9 protein-coding genes and 1 tRNA gene are annotated in these 18,228 nt (G+C 53.0%); 4 read left to right on the plus strand and 6 right to left on the minus strand.

Annotated features, from left to right (window positions below):
* Positions 1 to 20 precede the first annotated feature (20 nt).
* The 4 genes from HCG48_RS14700 to HCG48_RS14715 all read right to left on the minus strand — a co-directional run bounded on the left by HCG48_RS14700 (position 21) and on the right by HCG48_RS14715 (position 6,729).
* On the minus strand, positions 21 to 2,297 hold the full coding sequence (locus HCG48_RS14700) for a hypothetical protein (protein ID WP_168569830.1): 2,277 nt from the start codon (positions 2,295 to 2,297) through the stop codon (positions 21 to 23).
* Positions 2,294 to 5,566 (minus strand): DISARM system SNF2-like helicase DrmD, encoded by a 3,273-nt coding sequence (gene drmD, locus HCG48_RS14705; RefSeq protein WP_210437039.1) that lies wholly within the window; start codon positions 5,564 to 5,566, stop codon positions 2,294 to 2,296. Before drmD ends, HCG48_RS14700 begins: the two co-directional genes overlap by 4 nt.
* A 500-nt stretch (positions 5,567 to 6,066) precedes the next feature.
* Positions 6,067 to 6,139, minus strand: a tRNA-Phe gene (locus tag HCG48_RS14710).
* A 116-nt stretch (positions 6,140 to 6,255) separates the two neighbouring features.
* The gene (locus HCG48_RS14715) at positions 6,256 to 6,729 is read right to left on the minus strand and encodes a PPC domain-containing protein (RefSeq protein WP_168569831.1); all 474 of its coding nucleotides are present in this window, start codon (positions 6,727 to 6,729) and stop codon (positions 6,256 to 6,258) included.
* Positions 6,730 to 6,942: 213 nt separating this feature from the next.
* Here HCG48_RS14715 and HCG48_RS14720 point away from each other — a divergent pair, with 213 nt between their 5' ends.
* Both HCG48_RS14720 and HCG48_RS14725 read left to right on the plus strand, forming a co-directional pair.
* Positions 6,943 to 9,600, plus strand: coding sequence for a phospholipid carrier-dependent glycosyltransferase (locus tag HCG48_RS14720; RefSeq protein ID WP_168569832.1), 2,658 nt, complete (start codon positions 6,943 to 6,945; stop codon positions 9,598 to 9,600).
* Between the two features lie 250 nt (positions 9,601 to 9,850).
* Positions 9,851 to 10,603: a hypothetical protein gene (locus HCG48_RS14725; RefSeq protein WP_168569833.1), complete on the plus strand. Its 753-nt coding sequence runs from the start codon at positions 9,851 to 9,853 to the stop codon at positions 10,601 to 10,603.
* Between the two features lie 529 nt (positions 10,604 to 11,132).
* On the opposite strand, the gene HCG48_RS14730 is transcribed toward HCG48_RS14725, so the two are convergent.
* Positions 11,133 to 11,648, minus strand: coding sequence for a ribonuclease HI family protein (locus tag HCG48_RS14730; protein ID WP_246259566.1), 516 nt, complete (start codon positions 11,646 to 11,648; stop codon positions 11,133 to 11,135).
* Between the two features lie 146 nt (positions 11,649 to 11,794).
* Here HCG48_RS14730 and HCG48_RS14735 point away from each other — a divergent pair, with 146 nt between their 5' ends.
* The gene (locus HCG48_RS14735; RefSeq protein WP_246259567.1) at positions 11,795 to 12,520 is read left to right on the plus strand and encodes an HAD family hydrolase; all 726 of its coding nucleotides are present in this window, start codon (positions 11,795 to 11,797) and stop codon (positions 12,518 to 12,520) included.
* Between the two features lie 11 nt (positions 12,521 to 12,531).
* Here the strand turns inward: HCG48_RS14735 and pruA are convergent, their stop codons facing one another.
* The gene (gene pruA / locus HCG48_RS14740) at positions 12,532 to 15,507 is read right to left on the minus strand and encodes an L-glutamate gamma-semialdehyde dehydrogenase (protein WP_168569835.1); all 2,976 of its coding nucleotides are present in this window, start codon (positions 15,505 to 15,507) and stop codon (positions 12,532 to 12,534) included.
* Positions 15,508 to 16,621: 1,114 nt separating this feature from the next.
* Between pruA and HCG48_RS14745 the strand changes: the two genes are divergently transcribed.
* On the plus strand, positions 16,622 to 18,091 hold the full coding sequence (locus tag HCG48_RS14745) for a sodium-dependent transporter (RefSeq protein ID WP_168569836.1): 1,470 nt from the start codon (positions 16,622 to 16,624) through the stop codon (positions 18,089 to 18,091).
* The last annotated feature ends 137 nt before the right edge of the window (positions 18,092 to 18,228 follow it).

Raw genomic sequence — 18,228 nt, forward strand, 5'->3', positions numbered from 1 at the left:
TTGAGAATCTTCCGTGTATATTATAACAAAAAAAGCTTCCATGAATCATTTAGGACTGCTATATTATTCATGCGAGCGGGGACGCTCGCACTCCTGGCGGTTTCATCGTTATTCCCTGGAGTGCGGGCATCTTGCCCGCTAATATTATTATGCCCTCTGATGTGAGGCTCCAAGCGAGGGGGGACGCTATTCAAATTATCCGAGCGAGCGGGGACGCTCGCACTCCCGGCGGTTTCATCGTTATTCCCTGGAGTGCGGGCATCTTGCCCGCTAATCTGATGGTCCCCACTGATGTTATCAGGCTCCAAGCGAGGGGGGACGCTATTCAAATTATCCGAGCGAGCGGGGACGCTCGCACTCCCGGCGGTTCGATCGTTATTCCCTGGAGTGCGGGCATCTTGCCCGCTAATATTATTATGCCCTCTGATGTGAGGCTCCAAGCGAGCGGGGACGCTATTCAAATTATCCAAGCGAGCGGGGACGCTCGCACTCCTGGCGGTTCGATCGTTATTCCCTGGAGTGCGGGCATCTTGCCCGCTAATCTGATGGTCCCCACTGATGTTATCAGGCTCCAAGCGAGGGGGGACGCTATTCAAATTATCCGAGCGAGCGGGGACGCTCGCACTCCCGGCGGTTTCATCGTTATTCCCTGGAGTGCGGGCATCTTGCCCGCTAATCTGATGGTCCCCACTGATGTTATCAGGCTCCAAGCGAGGGGGGACGCTATTCAAATTATCCGAGCGAGCGGGGACGCTCGCACTCCCGGCGGTTTCATCGTTATTCCCTGGAGTGCGGGCATCTTGCCCGCTAATCTGATGGTCCCCACTGATGTTATCAGGATCCAAGCGAGGGGGGACGCTATTCAAATTATCCGAGCGAGCGGGGACGCTCGCACTCCTGGCGGTTCGATCGTTATTCCCTGGAGTGCGGGCATCTTGCCCGCTAATCTGATGGTCCCCACTGATGTTATCAGGCTCCAAGCGAGGGGGGACGCTATTCAAATTATCCGAGCGAGCGGGGACGCTCGCACTCCCGGCGGTTTCATCGTTATTCCCTGGAGTGCGGGCATCTTGCCCGCTAATCTGATGGTCCCCACTGATGTTATCAGGATCCAAGCGAGGGGGGACGCTATTCAAATTATCCGAGCGAGCGGGGACGCTCGCACTCCTGGCGGTTTCATCGTTATTCCCTGGAGTGCGGGCATCTTGCCCGCTAATCTGATGGTCCCCACTGATGTTATCAGGCTCCAAGCGAGGGGGGACGCTATTCAAATTATCCGAGCGAGCGGGGACGCTCGCACTCCCGGCGGTTCGATCGTTATTCCCTGGAGTGCGGGCATCTTGCCCGCTAATCTGATGGTCCCCACTGATGTTATCAGGCTCCAAGCGAGCGGGGACGCTATTCAAATTATCCGAGCGAGCGGGGACGCTCGCACTCCCGGCGGTTCGATCGTTATTCCCTGGAGTGCGGGCATCTTGCCCGCTAATATTATTATACCCTCTGATGTGAGGCTCCAAGCGAGCGGGGACGCTCGCACTCCGAGAATCTCCACTCTCCACCCCAGTTTCGCGAATTAATAACTCGACCGCCTTTCTCACCCGTTCTCCCAAGTCGCCGGATAACTCCGCCTGTACTTGACGGGATGCCTGAATTGCTTGGATTAACTGACAAGGCGCATTCGGCTGCGGGGGTTCTAGGGCGTCTCGTCCCAATAATAACCGCAATGCCATCACCTGCAATCCCGGTTTTCCTTCCTCAAACCACAGGTCGATATCCCACTCGCACCACGCATCATAATCCACTCCGGCATGAATTAACCGCCACTGTCTGCCATTGGTGAGTAAGGCAATTTTATACTCTGCTTTCCGCAACCATTCAATAACTCGCGAGACTTGCCGCCGTCCTTTGCCAATTCCCAACCGGGAGGCATCTGCCTCAAACAGAGGTAACACCATCCCCTGCGGATGTACCCAAACCCGTTTGGGTTTGATTGCTTCTCCGGTAATGGCGCGTTGAGTCCAACGGTTATCAACTGCTTTTATCCACTGCGCTTTTGACAGGGAGAGGACATCTTCCAATACCGTATCGCACAACCGATTGAACCGATCGCGATCGCTGCGATCGTACTGAGTCACGTCCCGGCGCAATCTGTCCTCCACATAACCCGGTAGGGGAGGAAGGGTACGGTCAAAAAATTCCGGTAACTTCGATGGCGCAACCAATAACCCGCCATGTTTTAAGGCAGACCACCATTCATAATTCTCATCGGTTGAGGTTGGGGATAGGGTTGCAATCATCGAGAGACCTCCGGCAAGCGAATTTCAACAGTTACGGGAAAAACTTGAGCGGTTCCGCGCAGGGTATGGCGTTTGGGAATTAGATGTTTTACCGTGCGGTTTTGCTCTTTCTTCAAAAAGTCTAATAACCCTTGATACTGATGGCGTCGTCGTTTCAATTCATCTTCTAAATTTTGCAGCTTTTCCGCCTGTTCTCGCTGCAAGTCTGGAAATAAATAAGGATTCCTTTCCATTTCAGCCAGCAGTCGCTCTCGTTCTTTTTCAAGTTTCTGTAGGGTCGTCTCTTTCATCGCTCGTTCCACTTCCTTAATCCGAGACTCAAACCGCTTTTTCGCTTCCTCCAATCCAGCCGCTTTTTGAGTTTTTAAAATTGGATGTAACTGTTCGGTTAGCTGCTGGGCGATTTGCTGCACCTTCTCGCGCAAGTCGAAGGCGATCGCGTCCCACAACTCCTGCGCTGTCTCAATCGCCGCCTCATCGGGCAAGCGATCGCGATAATCTTTCACCACTGGCGCAACGTGGGACAACTGTTCCCCCAACTCTTCCCCAACGATGGGAAATCGCAACGTCCTCACCCAATGATGGAACGATTCGCGCAACTCGTTAACCGCCAATTCTTCTACCGTCAACAACAATAAAGCATCGGCATTATCCGGCACTTCCCCATAGCGTACCGTCCACCGACTCACCGGCAAATTATCGATGCCACCGGGAAATCTAGCTCTTGCAAATAAGGCCAAGGCATGATAGAATATGGGATGACCTAAATGTAACAACGCCGTATCTTTGGCGGCGCGAAACACCGGGCGATTGTTGCGATATTGGATAAAATGACTGGGGTCGAAAACGATGGCCGGAAGTGCGCCGCGATCGCCATTGGTTTCCAAACGCAAATAATCATCCACTAACGGTTCCCATTTCGGCGGGATCGGCACCTGCAACCGCAATTTACCCTCGGTATCCGGCCCTTCAAATCGCGGCAAACCGACACCCAAACCCATCGCAATTTCTAAGGTGCTTTTCAAGGTTTCTGGGGTGAGGTCGAGTTCTTTTTCAAACTCCTGCAAGGCGATCGCGCAATCGCTTCCCGTGTCAGTGTGAGGCGATCGCGGGACGGTGGCGCGTCCTCGCTGTTTCTCCACCGCCTCATCCAACCCTCTCACCACGCGATCGCTGTCTTCAAAATCGATAAACCGACGCTGGAATGCCGCATCGAACACTTCCCCCATCGATCCCAATTCTTCGCGAATGGTATTGACTTTTTGCACCACGTGAGCTAAAAATTTTAAATCCGCATCATCGTCGCTGGTAAAGTGAAACACGATGACATCCCGCGCTTGTCCGTGACGATCCAAGCGTCCGTTGCGCTGATCCAGTCGCGCCGGGTTCCAGGGAATATCGTAATGCAGGATTAAATGTGCGGTTTCCTGTAAGTTCAACCCTTCTGATGCGGCGTCCGTCGCCACTAAAATGCGGATGGGATCGGCAGGGTCGTTAAATGCTTGCTTGATTCCATCGCGATCGCGATCGCTCATCCCCCCATACAATACCCGAATCGCTTCCGGTTCCCCTGGAAACTCCGCTTTCAGACGGCGATCGAGATAGTCCAACGTGGTTTTATACTCGGTAAACACCACCAAGCGTTCTTCCGGTATCCACTCCTTCCCATTCCGCAAATATTGCTTAATCGCGGTCAACAATCGGGAAAAGCGTTCGTCCTCCACCGGATCCGCTAACTGTCCCCCCTCAACCAATCCCAACGCTTGCAACGCACTATCTAACGCCGCAATTTCTGCTGTGAGATCGGGAACCAACGGTTTTAACCAAGCGCCAGTGGTTTTCGCCGCATACTGGATGCGTCCCTCCGTTTCCAAGTCGTCATCAATATCTTCTGCGATCGCCCGTTTTGCCGCCTGAACTTGGGACACCTCCGCCTCATCGACTCCGGCAATCCCCTCTTGAAAGCGAACCCACGATTGAGCAAAAGTATAGGGACAAGACAGCAAGCGTTTATTGAGAACCTCCACCGCAAACGAACCGGCGAGGCGATCGGTTTTTTTAGAATCTGCGATCGCCGCTTTCACTGCCGTCCTAAACTCGCTAAATGCCCGTCCCAATTGCCGTTCTGCTTTCCCAAAAAATAACGGAACGGGTTGCGGAATTCGCTGACAAAAACGCGGCATTTCTCCCCGATTTTCATCCAATTGGTTAATCTCGCGCTTCAGACGCCGAATCACCACCTCCTCAATGCGCTGCTGTTGCGCCGCATCCATCTCCCCGGTTTGCATAAATCGCACCGGATCCAGTTGTTCCAAGAGTCCAGAAAAGCAACGGGTATGACCGTTATGGGGGGTCGCCGTCAAAAATAACTTATGTTCAAACCAAGGGGAAATAAACCGCAACATCTTCGACAAATCGCTATCATCGCCGAAGTTAGCAGGCATTAAATTATGCGCTTCATCAACAATCAGTAAATCCCAAGGCAAATTCGCCGATCCTTCCGGTTGCCGTAAGGTGGTGCGAAACTGTTCCAAGACATCCGGTTGGCGCAGATAGTGATAGGAGGTGATAATGCGCGGGTAGGTGCGCCAGGGGTTGGCATCGAGTCCGAGACGTTTTTGGATGGCGTGAGTCTCCGCGCGATCGACCACATCAAAAGAGAGGGAAAACTTTGCCTTCATCTCCTGCTGCCACTGCTTCCGCAACGCTGCCGGACATAAAATCAACACCCGACGAATCCGACGGCGCAACAGCAACTCGGTTAAAATTAAACCCGCTTCCACCGTTTTCCCCAATCCTACATCATCGGCCAACAGCAGGGAAATGCGCGGCATCCGCAACGCTTTGTAAAGGGGGACTAACTGAAAATCTTCCACCTGTACCGCGCCGAATAAGGGGGCAGAAAACGGCAGGGGTTCTAACGGTTCGCGGCGATCGCTATTGAGAAACGGAGAGAGGGCAGTCCATCGCGCCGCCCGTTGCAAGGCATCGAACTCCTCCCCCTGCATCGGCGGTTCTGCGTCCACCCGAGGCAAGGCGGTGGGTTCCAACAAGCTGGCATTGAGTTCCCGTTCCCAGATGACTTTATCTTCGCGATTGCCATCCATATCGGTATATTCCAACCCCACCAGATGCAATCGTCCGGCGATCCCCCCATCAAACGGTTCCACCGACACCACCAACGCCCGCCGGTTGCGAACCGTTGCCAACATTCCCACACGAGGGATCTGAGTGTCTGAGTGACGGGGTGAGGGTTTACTGGCAATCATGAGCAGAAATTTTATAACGGTGACTGTAAGCAGCGATCCCTTTAATTTTAGGACATTAGAAAAATCATCTCACTCACAGCCTTTCTTTTTCTCACTCGAAAAGCCAATGTTTGCACGAGAGTTGCTCGGCGATCGTGCAAAATAAATCGTGGAAGATAAAAAAGAAACCGCTAATTTACCTAAGCGGTTTCTTTTTTAATTTAAAATGCATATCTAGCGCTTCTCAGATTAGTGAGCTAGATAGATAAGAAGGAATCCAGGGGTGCGAGCTTCTAGCTCGCTAATTTACCAGCGAGCTAGAAGCTCGCACTCCTCAAAAAAATTATCGCATCTTTGCGAGAATTGCCATGAAAAGTAAATCCGATCTCAATGTTCCCGTCACTTAGAGTCATTAAACGCTCAAACCCGCATTCTGTCGAATAACGGGAAGGGACGCCCAACCCGCCAAAATCAAAACCGCCAGACCTTCAGAAGCTTGAAGGTTCGGCGGTTTCAGGAGATGCCAGGAGCCGGACTTGAACCGGCGACACGAGGATTTTCAGTCCTCTGCTCTACCGACTGAGCTATCCCGGCGCGCTTTATTTTTGACGCTTAACTAACGTAGCAAATTTATTAGGGGTTGGCAACCCCTAAAGGAAAAATTTTTCTTGGGGTCGCCACCCAACGAGTACGCAGACGGGTTGAAAAGCTCAGATCGGGCGCAGGCGGGTAACTTTGAGGGTAAAGTTGCCCGTACCCCCTTCACCGAAAGCGCGGACGCGGACGATGTAATCTCCCCCTTGAGTAATCCGCGAAAATAATAGGGAGTTGGTGCTACCGTCGGGACCGTCGTCATTTTCGGCGATCGTCGTGCCGTCGGGGGCAATTAAGGCGACGATCGTATCGAAACTGTCGGAAAGGAGGTCGATCGCCACTTGATCCCCTTCTTGAAGGGTGACAATATAGTCGCGAGCAAAGCCGCCCTGACCTGTAGGAATATCCTGTTCTGAGAGGGTATCGCTGATTTCATTGCTACCCGGCAGGCGGATTGGGTTATACATATTCTCGGCGCGTACGCCCGATGCACTCCCCGCGATCGCCACAACCGTAATCGGAAGCAAAACGATGCGATGCCAGTCGATTCTGCAAGGCAGACGCTGCGCGAACGCAAAACGGTTAGTCATGAAAAAAAGAACCAAACCCTAGAGATCTACATCAGCATACTGACATAACTTAAAGAGATCGGGGGAAGTAATGGAGAATTTTAGATTTTAGCTTTTAGAGTCGGGTTCAAGGGAGCGAGAGCGGCTCAAAGGATCGAAAATCCCCGCGATCGAGACGGTCAATGTCATGTTAAGCCTAAAAAGGGCAACGCTTAAAAAAAGGGAGAATCCGTCGTGATCGAACTCAATTCGCGTTGGCATCGGACGATCGCCCTCGGTGCCATCTGGCTATTACAAAGCGGGTGCGATCGCCTCTGGTTTGCCCTCGATCGCTCCGTCCCGGATTGGGACAGGGCCGACTACCTGACCGGAGCATTAAACTACGCCGACGCCTTAGAACACCCCCACTGGTTTTCCGGCGAATGGTGGACGAATCTCTGGTTGCTCTCCTCCAAAATTCCCCCGGGAACCTACCTCGCGACCGCCGTCATTCACCAAATTTTCGGAACCGGGAGCGATCGCGCGACCCTGGTCAATCTCCTCTTCAGCGCGATCTTACTCGCCAGTACCTACGGCTTGGGCCGGATCCTGTTCAACCCCAAAATTGGTCTGTGGGCCGCCGCCTTATGTACCCTGTTTCCCGCCTTTTACCGATCGCGCCTCGATTTTCTGCTCGATTATCCCTTAACTGCTACGGTCACCCTCGCCTTTTTTTGCCTGACCCTGTGGCGGTCTCGAACCCATTCCCCGAGGCTCCACACCAGACCCCCAAGCCGTTTCAAACTGCCCCCCACCCTCGAACCGTGGCTGTGGGCTGCCGCTTTCGGGATGGCGTCGGGTCTCGCCTTGATGGTCAAACAAACGGCGTTGCTGTTTCTCTCGGTCCCCCTGTTGTGGGCGGCGATCGCCAGCTTCAAAGGGCGTAAATGGAGCCAATGCGGGCAACTCAGCCTCAGTGTGGCGATCGCCGCCCTCGTCATTTACCCCTGGTACCGCACCAACTGGCTGTTAATCCTCACTGGAAGCAAACGCGCCACCGTCGATGCGGCGATCGCCGAAGGGGATCCCTCCCTGACCAGTCTCGACGCCTGGACTTATTACGCCGAACAACTGCCGAATCACGTCTCTTGGTTGCTGGCGATCGTTGCCATTGTCGGCTTTCTCCTCTACTACCGACGCCGCCAAAAGGATCTCTCGCCGTCCCCGGTTCCCCATCCTTGGCGCTGGCTGGCGGTTTACCTCCTCGGCGCTTACTTCTTCGCTTCGGTCAATATCAATAAAGACTTTCGCTACGTCTTACCCTACTTACCCGCCGTGGCGATCGCCCTGGCGTATGGCTTGAGCTGCTGGCGGGGGAAATGGGCGCGTTCCGTGCGCTGGGGAACCCTCGGGATCGCCGTGCTGTTGGCGCTCAATCATCTATTTCCCTGGGGCTTTACCTTGCCCGGATCCGCACTGTTGGGCGATCGCGCCGACCGCCGCCCCTACACCGGACCGCCATGGCCCCATCCCGAGGCGATCGCCGAAATTATCAATACATCCCCCTATTTACAAACCACCGTGGGGGTGCTGCCCTCGACGCCGGAAATTAACCAGCATAACGTTAATTATTACGGGGCTTTGGCCGATTTCCAGGTGTACGGACGCCAGGTCGGAACGCGCTTGTCTCAGGTCGATCGCGACATGCGATCCCTCGATTGGTTCGTGACTAAAACGGGGGATCCCGGTTCGGTGCCCGAGGACGCCTACGGCGCGATCTCGGCGGCGATCGCCCAAAATCCGGACTTGATTTTACAACGAGAATGGACCTTACCCATTCCCGAAACGGCTGGGCAGCAGGATCCCAGCACCTTGCAACTGTACCGCCGTCAACCGCCCGGGGTAGCGGTCGAACCGATCGCGGACAGGTCGCCGAGTCTTCCCGTGCGCCTCGATCGCGCGATCGTCCCTCCCGCCTCGCCTCCCGGGGTTCCCGTTCCCGTCACCTATTACTGGTCCGGTCCGTGGGAACCGTTGCAACGGGGACTGGCGATCGTTACCTGGGAAAATGACAACGGCGATCGCTGGCTGCACGATCGCGCGATCGCGGGCGGTCGCTTGTATTCGCAAATCGATACGTCCGTTCCGGTTCGCGTCGTCGATCGCACGGCGATGTTACCCCCCGCCGATTTACCTCCCGGGGTCTATCGCTTGCAAGTGACCTATCTCAATCGCGAAACGGGAGAAATTTACCCGATCGCCGCCCCAGAGGTGAGTCTGACGATCGACGAGAATGCGACCCCCACTCCGGCGCCGGAATTAGACTGGGTCACCCAACTGCGATCGCTCTCCCAAGCGATGCCCCGAGGTCCCGACGCCCTCGGTCCGGTCTTTGAAGAGGTCGCCCGCATCAATCAGTACGATCCGGTGCAAGATTATCTCGCACAAGCGGCGCGATCGCTCGAATATCGCTTGCAAAGCCAACCCGAACGCCTCGATTTTATCTATAATTTAACCTTGGCTCGGGTGTTGCAGCGCGACCCCCAAGGGGCGATCGCCGCCCTCAAACGGGCTACGGTACTCGACGCCCAAAACCCTTACGCTCACGCCTATCTCGCTTTCGTCTACCTCTACGACTGGCAACCGCGATCGGCACGAGAACCCCTCGATCGCGCCTTCGCCTTGGCTCCGGATTTGGAAGTCTTGCAACTGTTAAGTGCAGTGAGCTATTTGATGCAAGGCAATCTGTTCGGCGTGTGGAGCCAAGTTGAAGGGTTTCTTCCCGATCGCCTGAAAACGATTTTGGCGATCGCATTTGCCGCTTTTGTCGCCCTCTCGATCTCGGCGTTACTGTCGATTTTCGTCCTCCACCGTCGCCGTTTTGGCAGAAAACGCGGATCCAAATCGATGTAGTCGTTCCCCCACTGCGCGCCGTTCGCCCGTCCATCGGTTACAACGGAAAAGGGGGGTGCTCTATCTGAGGCGTTCGTGAAGCGACGCCGTTAGCGAAGCGACTCCGTAGGCGTAGCCGCCCCGAAGGGGCTAGGAGTTAGGCGTCTCGGCGATCGCCAAGATACGGCAGACCTTCGAGAGGATTGTGTCTACAACTACATCTACAACTGCATTTACAACTGCATCTATAACTGCTATAAAATCGCCCACTATGTCTGATTTGATTTCCTTGGATACTCATTGTTTTCAACGGTTCGACGCCCTCGAAGGTGCAATTCGTCGCTTACCCACCCAGCCCTTGAAAAAAAATTCACCCACCGCATCGGGAGCTTATCTCGATCTGTGGGTCGATATGGTCAGTTTGGAAGATACGATCGCCATTTTTAAGCAGTTTATCGTCACCTCGGAACTGCACGGCTTAACTCGATTGCCCGATAAAATTTGGACGAAAATCGAGAAACAATTACGCAATATTCCGGCGCGCAAACTCAAAATCGATCCGCTTTATCCCTACAGTCAGTCGTCTACGGCGTTGGTGGAAGAGGATTATATCGAAATCGATAGCGCCCTGCAGTTGCTCGATCGCTGGAAGCCGAATTTATTGATGATGGAAAAACTAATTCTCGAATGTCTCTGTCAGACGATCGCACTTAAAGAAAATTGGTTGATAGACGCAGAAATCTCTTCTGGTTTTGCGAGAACTGCTTTGCCGCTCTTGGAAGGAAACCCGGAAGAAGTCGAGCGATCGCGACAAATTCGAGAACGGGCGATCGCCGCCCTCGATCGGTTAGATCCAGTGAAAAGTTTACCGGAAATTGCTAAAAACCACATTCACAGTATCTTGCAACAATTTACTTCGGCATCCTGGTGGATTCACAATGAAAATTGGGCGATCCGTGCGATTTTGTTGCAGATGAATTATGCCCTCGACGATCGCATTATGCGCGAATTCAGTCGGTTTTAGTGACGTTCGAACATACAAGTTTTACGAAGCTTATAAAAAACCCGATCGACGGCAACGGCTACCCCTATCCCCTCCCAATCGATCGGATTTTTTAACGTTCTTCACTCAGGGGGCGATCGCCGTTAACCGGAAGTTATCTGTTGCCAGCGATCGCAAAAACCTTTTGACAGTAATTGACTGGTCTCAAATACAAAAAAAGTCCGTTGTCTCACCGGACAACGTTGGGTTCCCTGATGTTTACAGTTTCTGCACGTTTGCATGATTTCAAGGGTGTTATCGGAACACTGCCTTAAATTTTTTCCACCCCATACCTTAACAAACATGCATCCCTGCCCTGGTAAGATTTTGAGCAAATTCTATAAATTCAAAGATTTCTTTAGATTTGAACAATCGTTGACGGACTCGGGCCAATTCTGCGGGGGAGATCCTCCGCGAATGCGGTGGTTGGGGACGACAGGCGCACGTGTATTTAATGTATATATAACACTCCGTGGCGGTAACGATCTCCGGATCGGGCGGCAATATTGCTCTAGGACGCTTCCTGGCGATCGCGTTCGTACTCGTCGATGGCGCGGTTGGCTTGAGCGTCCGCTTCGCGATTTTGTTCCCGGCGAATGTGTTCCGGCGGGTCGTATCCTTCAAAGCGACTCAGTAACATCATCACGCGATCGTATAACGGTTTTAAAGCGGGATTTTTAACCCGATATTCGCCGCGAATTTGTCTGATCATCAGTTGGCTGTCCGCACGCAACTTGACCCGTTTGACTCCCATTTCTAGGGCTTTTTCTAAACCGAGAATGGCCCCTTGATATTCCGCTTGATTGTTGGTGGCGATGCCTAAATATTTGGCAAGTTCTTCTAAAACATTCCCTTCCTCATCGACTAACACCGCGCCCGCGCCCGCCGGACCGGGGTTTTTTCGGGAAGCTCCATCGGAGTAAATGGTTACGTGCATTTTAAGTTGATTCTCCACATTCAGAATTCGTATTGTAGCGCCAATCGATCGCCTGCGATCGTCGAGTCTAGTTAAAATAAAACCTGACAAAACGTTCGGTCCTCAAAATCGAGGGGCGGTCGGTTTCGATGGCAGTGCCATCCAAGCTTATCCTCTTTAGGGTTAAGAAGGGGTTAATCGAGTCAAAACCCCGATCGCCCCCGATCGCGATCGCGGCGATGTTATGGTAAAAAATCATGATTCGTCCACCTGATTTAACAACAACTTGCCCCATGACGATCGCCGCCATTTTATTCGATTTAGACGGAACTTTAGCCAATACCGATCCGATTCATTTTCTAACTTGGCAAGAATTGCTGAAAACTTATGACTTAGAAATCGATCGAGAGTTTTATCAAAAACAGATGAGCGGACGACTCAATCCGGCGATCGTCGCCGATTTACTCCCCCATCTTTCCCCCGAACAAGCGGCGCGGGTGGCTGACGAAAAAGAAGCGCAATTTCGGCAATTTGCGGCTCAATTGCAACCCATGCCCGGATTGACAGACTTACTCGCTTGGGCGGGAGATCGCGCCTTAAAGTGCGCCGTCGTCACCAACGCCCCCCGCGAAAACGTTCGTTTCATGTTAGACATTTTGCACCTGAGCGATCGCTTTGCCCCGGTGACGATCGCCGAAGATCTCCCCGCCGGAAAACCGGATCCGCTTCCCTATCAACAGACTTTGCAGCAGTTGGGTCTTTCCCCGCAAGAGGCGATCGCCTTTGAAGACTCCCCCTCGGGCATCCGTTCCGCCACCGCCGCCGGGATTTATACCATTGGCGTGGCCTCCACCCACGACCCCGAGACCTTGCGGGCGATCGGCGCTTCACAAACGATCGCCGACTTCACGGCCCCTCACTTGTGGGACGATCTCGAAGCGATCGCCCCAGATCCGAGGGAGAAGACGCGCAGCGTCTCCTAACTCCCCCGCATTCAATCCACCCCTTCAATCGGGGCAAACCCTTGCCGTTGGACGTTTTCAGTTATCGTGCGCGGTTCGAGGAATTGCAGCACGTAATCCGGACCGCCCGCTTTCGACCCGACCCCGGACAACTTAAAGCCGCCGAAGGGCTGACGGGAGACGATCGCCCCGGTAATGCCGCGATTGATATATAAATTGCCGACTTCAAACTCCGCTTTCGCCCGTTCGATGTGAGACGGGGTGCGCGAGTACAAGCCCCCGGTGAGGGCATAATTCGTGCCGTTGGCGATCGCCAGGGCTTCGTCAAAATCTCGGGCGCGAATCACCGCCAAGACCGGACCGAAAATCTCCTCTTGGGCGATCGCCGCCTCCGGTTTGACCTCCCCAAACACGATCGGGCCGACGAAATAGCCCGTCTCCGGCGCCGGAACTTCCACCAAGACCTGCGCTTCGGCTTTCCCCTTAGCGATGTACTCGCCGATGCGATCGCGCGCCGTAGCGTCGATCGTCGGACCGACCTGGGTACTCGGATCCTCCGCCGGGCCGACATTGAGCGATCGCGTCGCCTCGCACAAGCGTGCCACAAAGGTATCGTAAACCGCATCGAGAACGATCGCCCGGGAACAGGCAGAACATTTCTGACCGCTATAACCGAACGCCGACTGTACGACCCCCGCCACCGCCTGGTCTAAATCGGCGCTTTCGTCGATGATGACGCCATTTTTGCCCCCCATTTCCGCAATCACGCGCTTGAGGTGCTTTTGTCCCGGTTGCAAAATCGCCGCATCGGCGTAAATCCGACAGCCGACCTCTTGAGATCCGGTAAAGGCGATCGTATTGACATCGGGATGTTTGACCAAATGCGCCCCCACCGTCGAACCCTTACAGGGGACGTACTGGAACACTGCGGGAGGAATCCCCGCTTCTACGAGAATTTCGGCAATTTGCGCCGCAATCACCGAAGAGACTTCCGCAGGTTTTAATAAGGTGCAGTTCCCCGCCACTAAAGAAGCGACCGTCATCCCCGTGGGAATGGCGAGGGGGAAGTTCCACGGGGAAATCACCACCGTAATCCCGCGCGGTTGGTAGTGGTAGCGGTCCGTTTCTCCGGCGACGTCGAAGTTGTAACCGCGATCGATCGCCTCCATTTGTTCGGCATAATAGCGGCAAAAGTCGATTGCCTCGGTGACTTCCGCATCGCACTCGCGCAACGGTTTGCCGACTTCGAGCATCATCCAGGCGCACAGGTGAAAGCGCCGCCGTTCCATTAGATCTCCGGCTTTGCGTAAAATCGCGGCCCGTTCGGAGGCGGGGGTACGTCGCCAAGCGGGTAAGGCAGCTTTGGCGGCGGCGATCGCGCGATCGCCCTGTTCGAGGGATAATAGGCCGATCGTGCCGATGACTTCCTCCGGATTGGAGGGATTGACGGAATCGACGCGATCGATCGTGTTGACGGGTTCGCCGTTGACGATCGGTAAATAGGTGTTGCCGAGGTTTTGGCGCACCTGTTTGAGGGCGTCCCAGGCGTTTTGACGGGCTTGTGCTTCCGCGAAATCCGTATCCGGTGCGGCGTCCGGGAAGGCTTCGCCGTGAAGGGGTACGCTTGCGTTCTCGTCTCCTTGCGGCGGCGCGATCAATTCTTCGACCGGGCGATTTTCGAGATTTTGGCGTAAAAAGGAGCTGTTGGCGGTATTTTCGAGCAAGCGGCGGATCAGATAGGCCATTCCCGGCAGTAGTTCGCCGTAAGGGCAGTAGACGCGCACGCGGTGACCCCGTTGGGCGATCGCCTTGGCGAGTTTGTCCCCCATTCCGTAGAGGACTTGGCACTCGAAACGACGGCGGGGGATTTGCAAGCTTTCCGCGATCGCGATCGCCAATGCCTGCGATCGCACGTTATGAGAACCGATCGCCGCATACAAATACTCGTGATTTTCCAGCAATAACTGGGTCATCCGTTCGTAATTGGCATCCGTCGCCGCCTTGTCGTTATACACGACTTGCGGCCAATGTTTTTGTTGGGCTTTAATGGTTTCCTGGTCCCAGTACGCCCCTTTGACCAAGCGCACGGTGACTGGGGTTCCCCGTTGTTTGGCCCAGGCGATCAGATCTTTCAAATCGGCGTAACTGTCGCGCAGATACGCTTGTAGGGTGACGCCGAGGTCGGCGCGATCGCGAAATTCGTCTTCGAGTAAGAGGCGTTTGAGAATCGACAGGGTTAAATCTTTATACTCGTACTGTTCCATGTCGAAGTGAACCGCCGCCCCCACGTTTTGAGCGTGACGCAACAGGGTGCGGATGCGATCGGCGACTCGTTCCTCACTTCCGCGCTCGTCCACCGGATCGAATTGAGAATAAAAGGCGGTGAGTTTCACCGAAACCTGCACCCGAGGCAGGGTCTCGCCGTCCGCTTCGTCAATTTCGGCCACTTTCGACCAACTTTGAGCCGCCTCGGTCAACTGCTCGGTTAAATCGAGGTAATTTTGCAAATAGGCTTTCGCTTCCGCCTCGGTAATTACCGCCTCGCCGAGCAAATCGAGGGTGAACCCCATTTTTTCCTTTCGCAAGCGTTTGAGGGTCTCGATCGCCTGTTTGACGGTCGCTCCGGCGATATATTTTTGGGCGAGGGTTTCCACGGCGGTCGCCACCGTCGTCGCCGCTACGGTTCCCGGGACGGAATCGCTACCGCTAAAGCTAATTAATTTTTTGAGGGCGTCGGGAAGTTCGACGTCTTCGGCGGTGAGATATTCTTGGAGGTGACGGGCAATTTCCGCTTTAGAGCGCAATGCGGGTAAGCAGTCGATGAAGCGAAACAACTGCACCCGCAAACCGGGATTGCTCATCGCCCACGCTAGTAATTTATCGTCGAGGCGCATTTTGTCTTGCATTTGGGCAAAAAACGAGCGTTTTTCTCGCGTTGCCCCTAAAAGATCTCGGGCAATTTCTTGGGTTTTCGCTTCGTAGGAATTTTGGGTAAGATCGACAACCACGACTGACTTGGGCCTCCACCTGCTGACATTTTCGGTCTGTAGGATTGCTTTCGGACGCGCGTCTGTTGAGACTGTTGAGAGAATTGGAGGGGTTTCGATTGTCCAGCAACGACCGAAGGGTTAACGAGACTGTCTCGATCTTCGGGAATCCTTCACTCTCTGGGAATTTAGTCTTGACGATCGCCCTCTGGCTTCCGACCGAACCGACTCAACATTGTAACTTTTTTAACAATTGTTATTTCGTGCTACAAGGTTAAAGTTTGATAACAAAAAGCGATCGTCTCTTTGAAAGTTTAGAGTGGACAGTTCGCCCTTGAGGCCGTCTTGGTGGCGGTCAAAGGGTCTCTAGCAAAGTATTCGGGGCTTTTTTATTTTATTGATTATCGAAAGATCGCGATCGCGCTTCCAGAAAACCGGGAAGATTCAGTATTTTTGCTCAATTGGTGGGATGAGTTGTAGCGATCGCGTGCAATTAATCGGTGATTTTGGAGGGAGTGGGTTCGCCGCTTTCGGGTTTACTTTCGCCTTCAAATTCTACGCGATCGTATCGATCGGTTAAAGGGATTTGAAGGTCGAGGGGACAAAAGCTTAATCGCTTAATCTCCTCTCGTTTGATTCGTTCGCTTCTCTTCGATCGTCATTTCATGGCTTCGGGCGGCCTAGCCCTTCGAGGGCGATCGTGTATATGTTGCTGTTTATACTACTCTGGGGGGTCGTCAAGGTAGGGGCGTTTCGCGAAACGCCCCTACTCGATCGCGGCTCTGCTGGCGCGAGAATGACGGCTTGGATTGAGGTATATTTACCATCGATGCAACCCGAACGACTTTAAAAGCAAATTAAGTGAGAGCAACCGATCGCCCGAACGATACTGCACTGAAGAACGTTAACGAGGTCGGAAAATGTCCCTAAAATAACAGATAGTTTCTCAAAATCCATTGACTGCCATCTCTCTATTGCTCAATTCTTTAACTATAAAAAGATCGTAAAAAGATCCGTCAAAACATCGACCAGAATAAAATACAAAACCTTCACAAAAGCTTTAGAATTACAGTCAAAAAAATCGTTCAAACTCATGATATAAGAACAACTTTTTAATGATTCTGGAGTAAATCCAATGACTCGTCAACGCTGGACGAACCGCACGACCTTTTTATTAGCCGCTTTAGGTTCGGCGGTTGGGTTAGGTAATTTGTGGCGTTTTCCTTATTTAGCTGGGAAATACGGTGGGGGAGCTTTTCTCGTTCCTTATCTCATCGCCTTAGTCTTTGTCGGTATTCCCTTATTAATTGTTGAATTTGCGATCGGTCAAAAAATGCAGCAGGGGGCGATCGGTACGTATACCCGGTTAAATCCTCGCTTTAGTGGTTTGGGAATCTTAGCCCTCATTTCTGCATTCATCATTACCTCTTACTATGCCGTTGTGATGGCGTGGTCTTTACTTTACTTGTTCGCTTCAGTCCGCGTCGAATGGTCTGCCAATTCGCAAGACTACTTTTTCAATCGCATTCTCGAACTGAGTGCGAGTGTCAACGACTTAGGAGGGATCGACGGGTCGATTTTCGGGGCTTTGCTGGTCATTTGGATAGCCATTTACTTTTCCGTTTGGAAAGGGACGAAAAGTGTGGGTCAAGTTGTCTGGTATAGCGTGCCGCTTCCGGTCATTTTACTGCTGCTGTTGTTCTTGCGTGCGATTACCTTACCCGGGTTTCTCTCGGGTTGGGAAATGTATCTCAACCCCAATTGGACGGCGTTAGTGAATCCGGAAGTTTGGACGGCTGCCTTTTCACAAATTTTCTACAGTTTGTCCCTGGCATTTGGGGTCATGATTGCTTACGCGAGTTACAAAAATGACTCCGATGATATTGTGAAAGATGCTTGGACGACTGCTTTATTAAATAGTGCCACGAGTTTATTTGCGGGTTTGGTCGTTTTTGGGGTGTTGGGTTATATGGCGTCGCAAACCGATACGCCTTTAGTGGAGTTGGCGGCGTCCGGTCCGGGTTTGGCGTTTGTGGTGTTTCCGAAAGCGTTAAGTTTAATTCCTTTTCCTCACTTGTTTAGTCTTCTGTTTTTTCTGATGTTTCTTTCGTTGGGAATTGACAGTGCTTTTTCCCTGGTTGAAGCGTTAAATGCCGCAATTGTCGATCGCCACCCCCATATTTCCGTGGCTAAAGTGGCATTCATCGTCTGTTTGGCGGGCGCGATCGCGGGAATCATTTACACGACGCGAGCGGGACTGTATTTTTTAGATATTGTGGATCATTTTGTCACCAGCTATAACCTGTTGTTTGTAGGGATCGGCCAATCGATTCTCGTGGGATGGATTTATGGAGCGGAAAAACTGAGACGATATATTAATGAAGTGAGCGAATGGAAGATTGGGAAATGGTGGAATTTTGCGGTCAAATACGCGATTCCGACGATTTTAGCGATGTTGTTGGCAACCCAGTTTTCTAAAGATGTAGCCGTTCCTTACGAAGGTTATCCCGCCTGGTCTTTGGGGATCGGTTGGGCGATCGTCGTCGTTCCTTTATTGTTGTTTGTCTTCTACTTGGGACGCGATCGCGTGGCGATTCATTCCTAATTAATAGAAAAGGCTGATTCTTGGAGATCGAGGGACGATCTCGATTGGCAAGTTGGTGAAAAATTGTGAGAGAGGCGGGCAGTAAACCCGCCCGATCGCCCCCGTCGAGATCGAGAACTCGACCCGAATGGCAAGAA

This window comes from Oxynema aestuarii AP17 (assembly GCF_012295525.1).
GTDB lineage: Bacteria > Cyanobacteriota > Cyanobacteriia > Cyanobacteriales > Laspinemataceae > Oxynema > Oxynema aestuarii.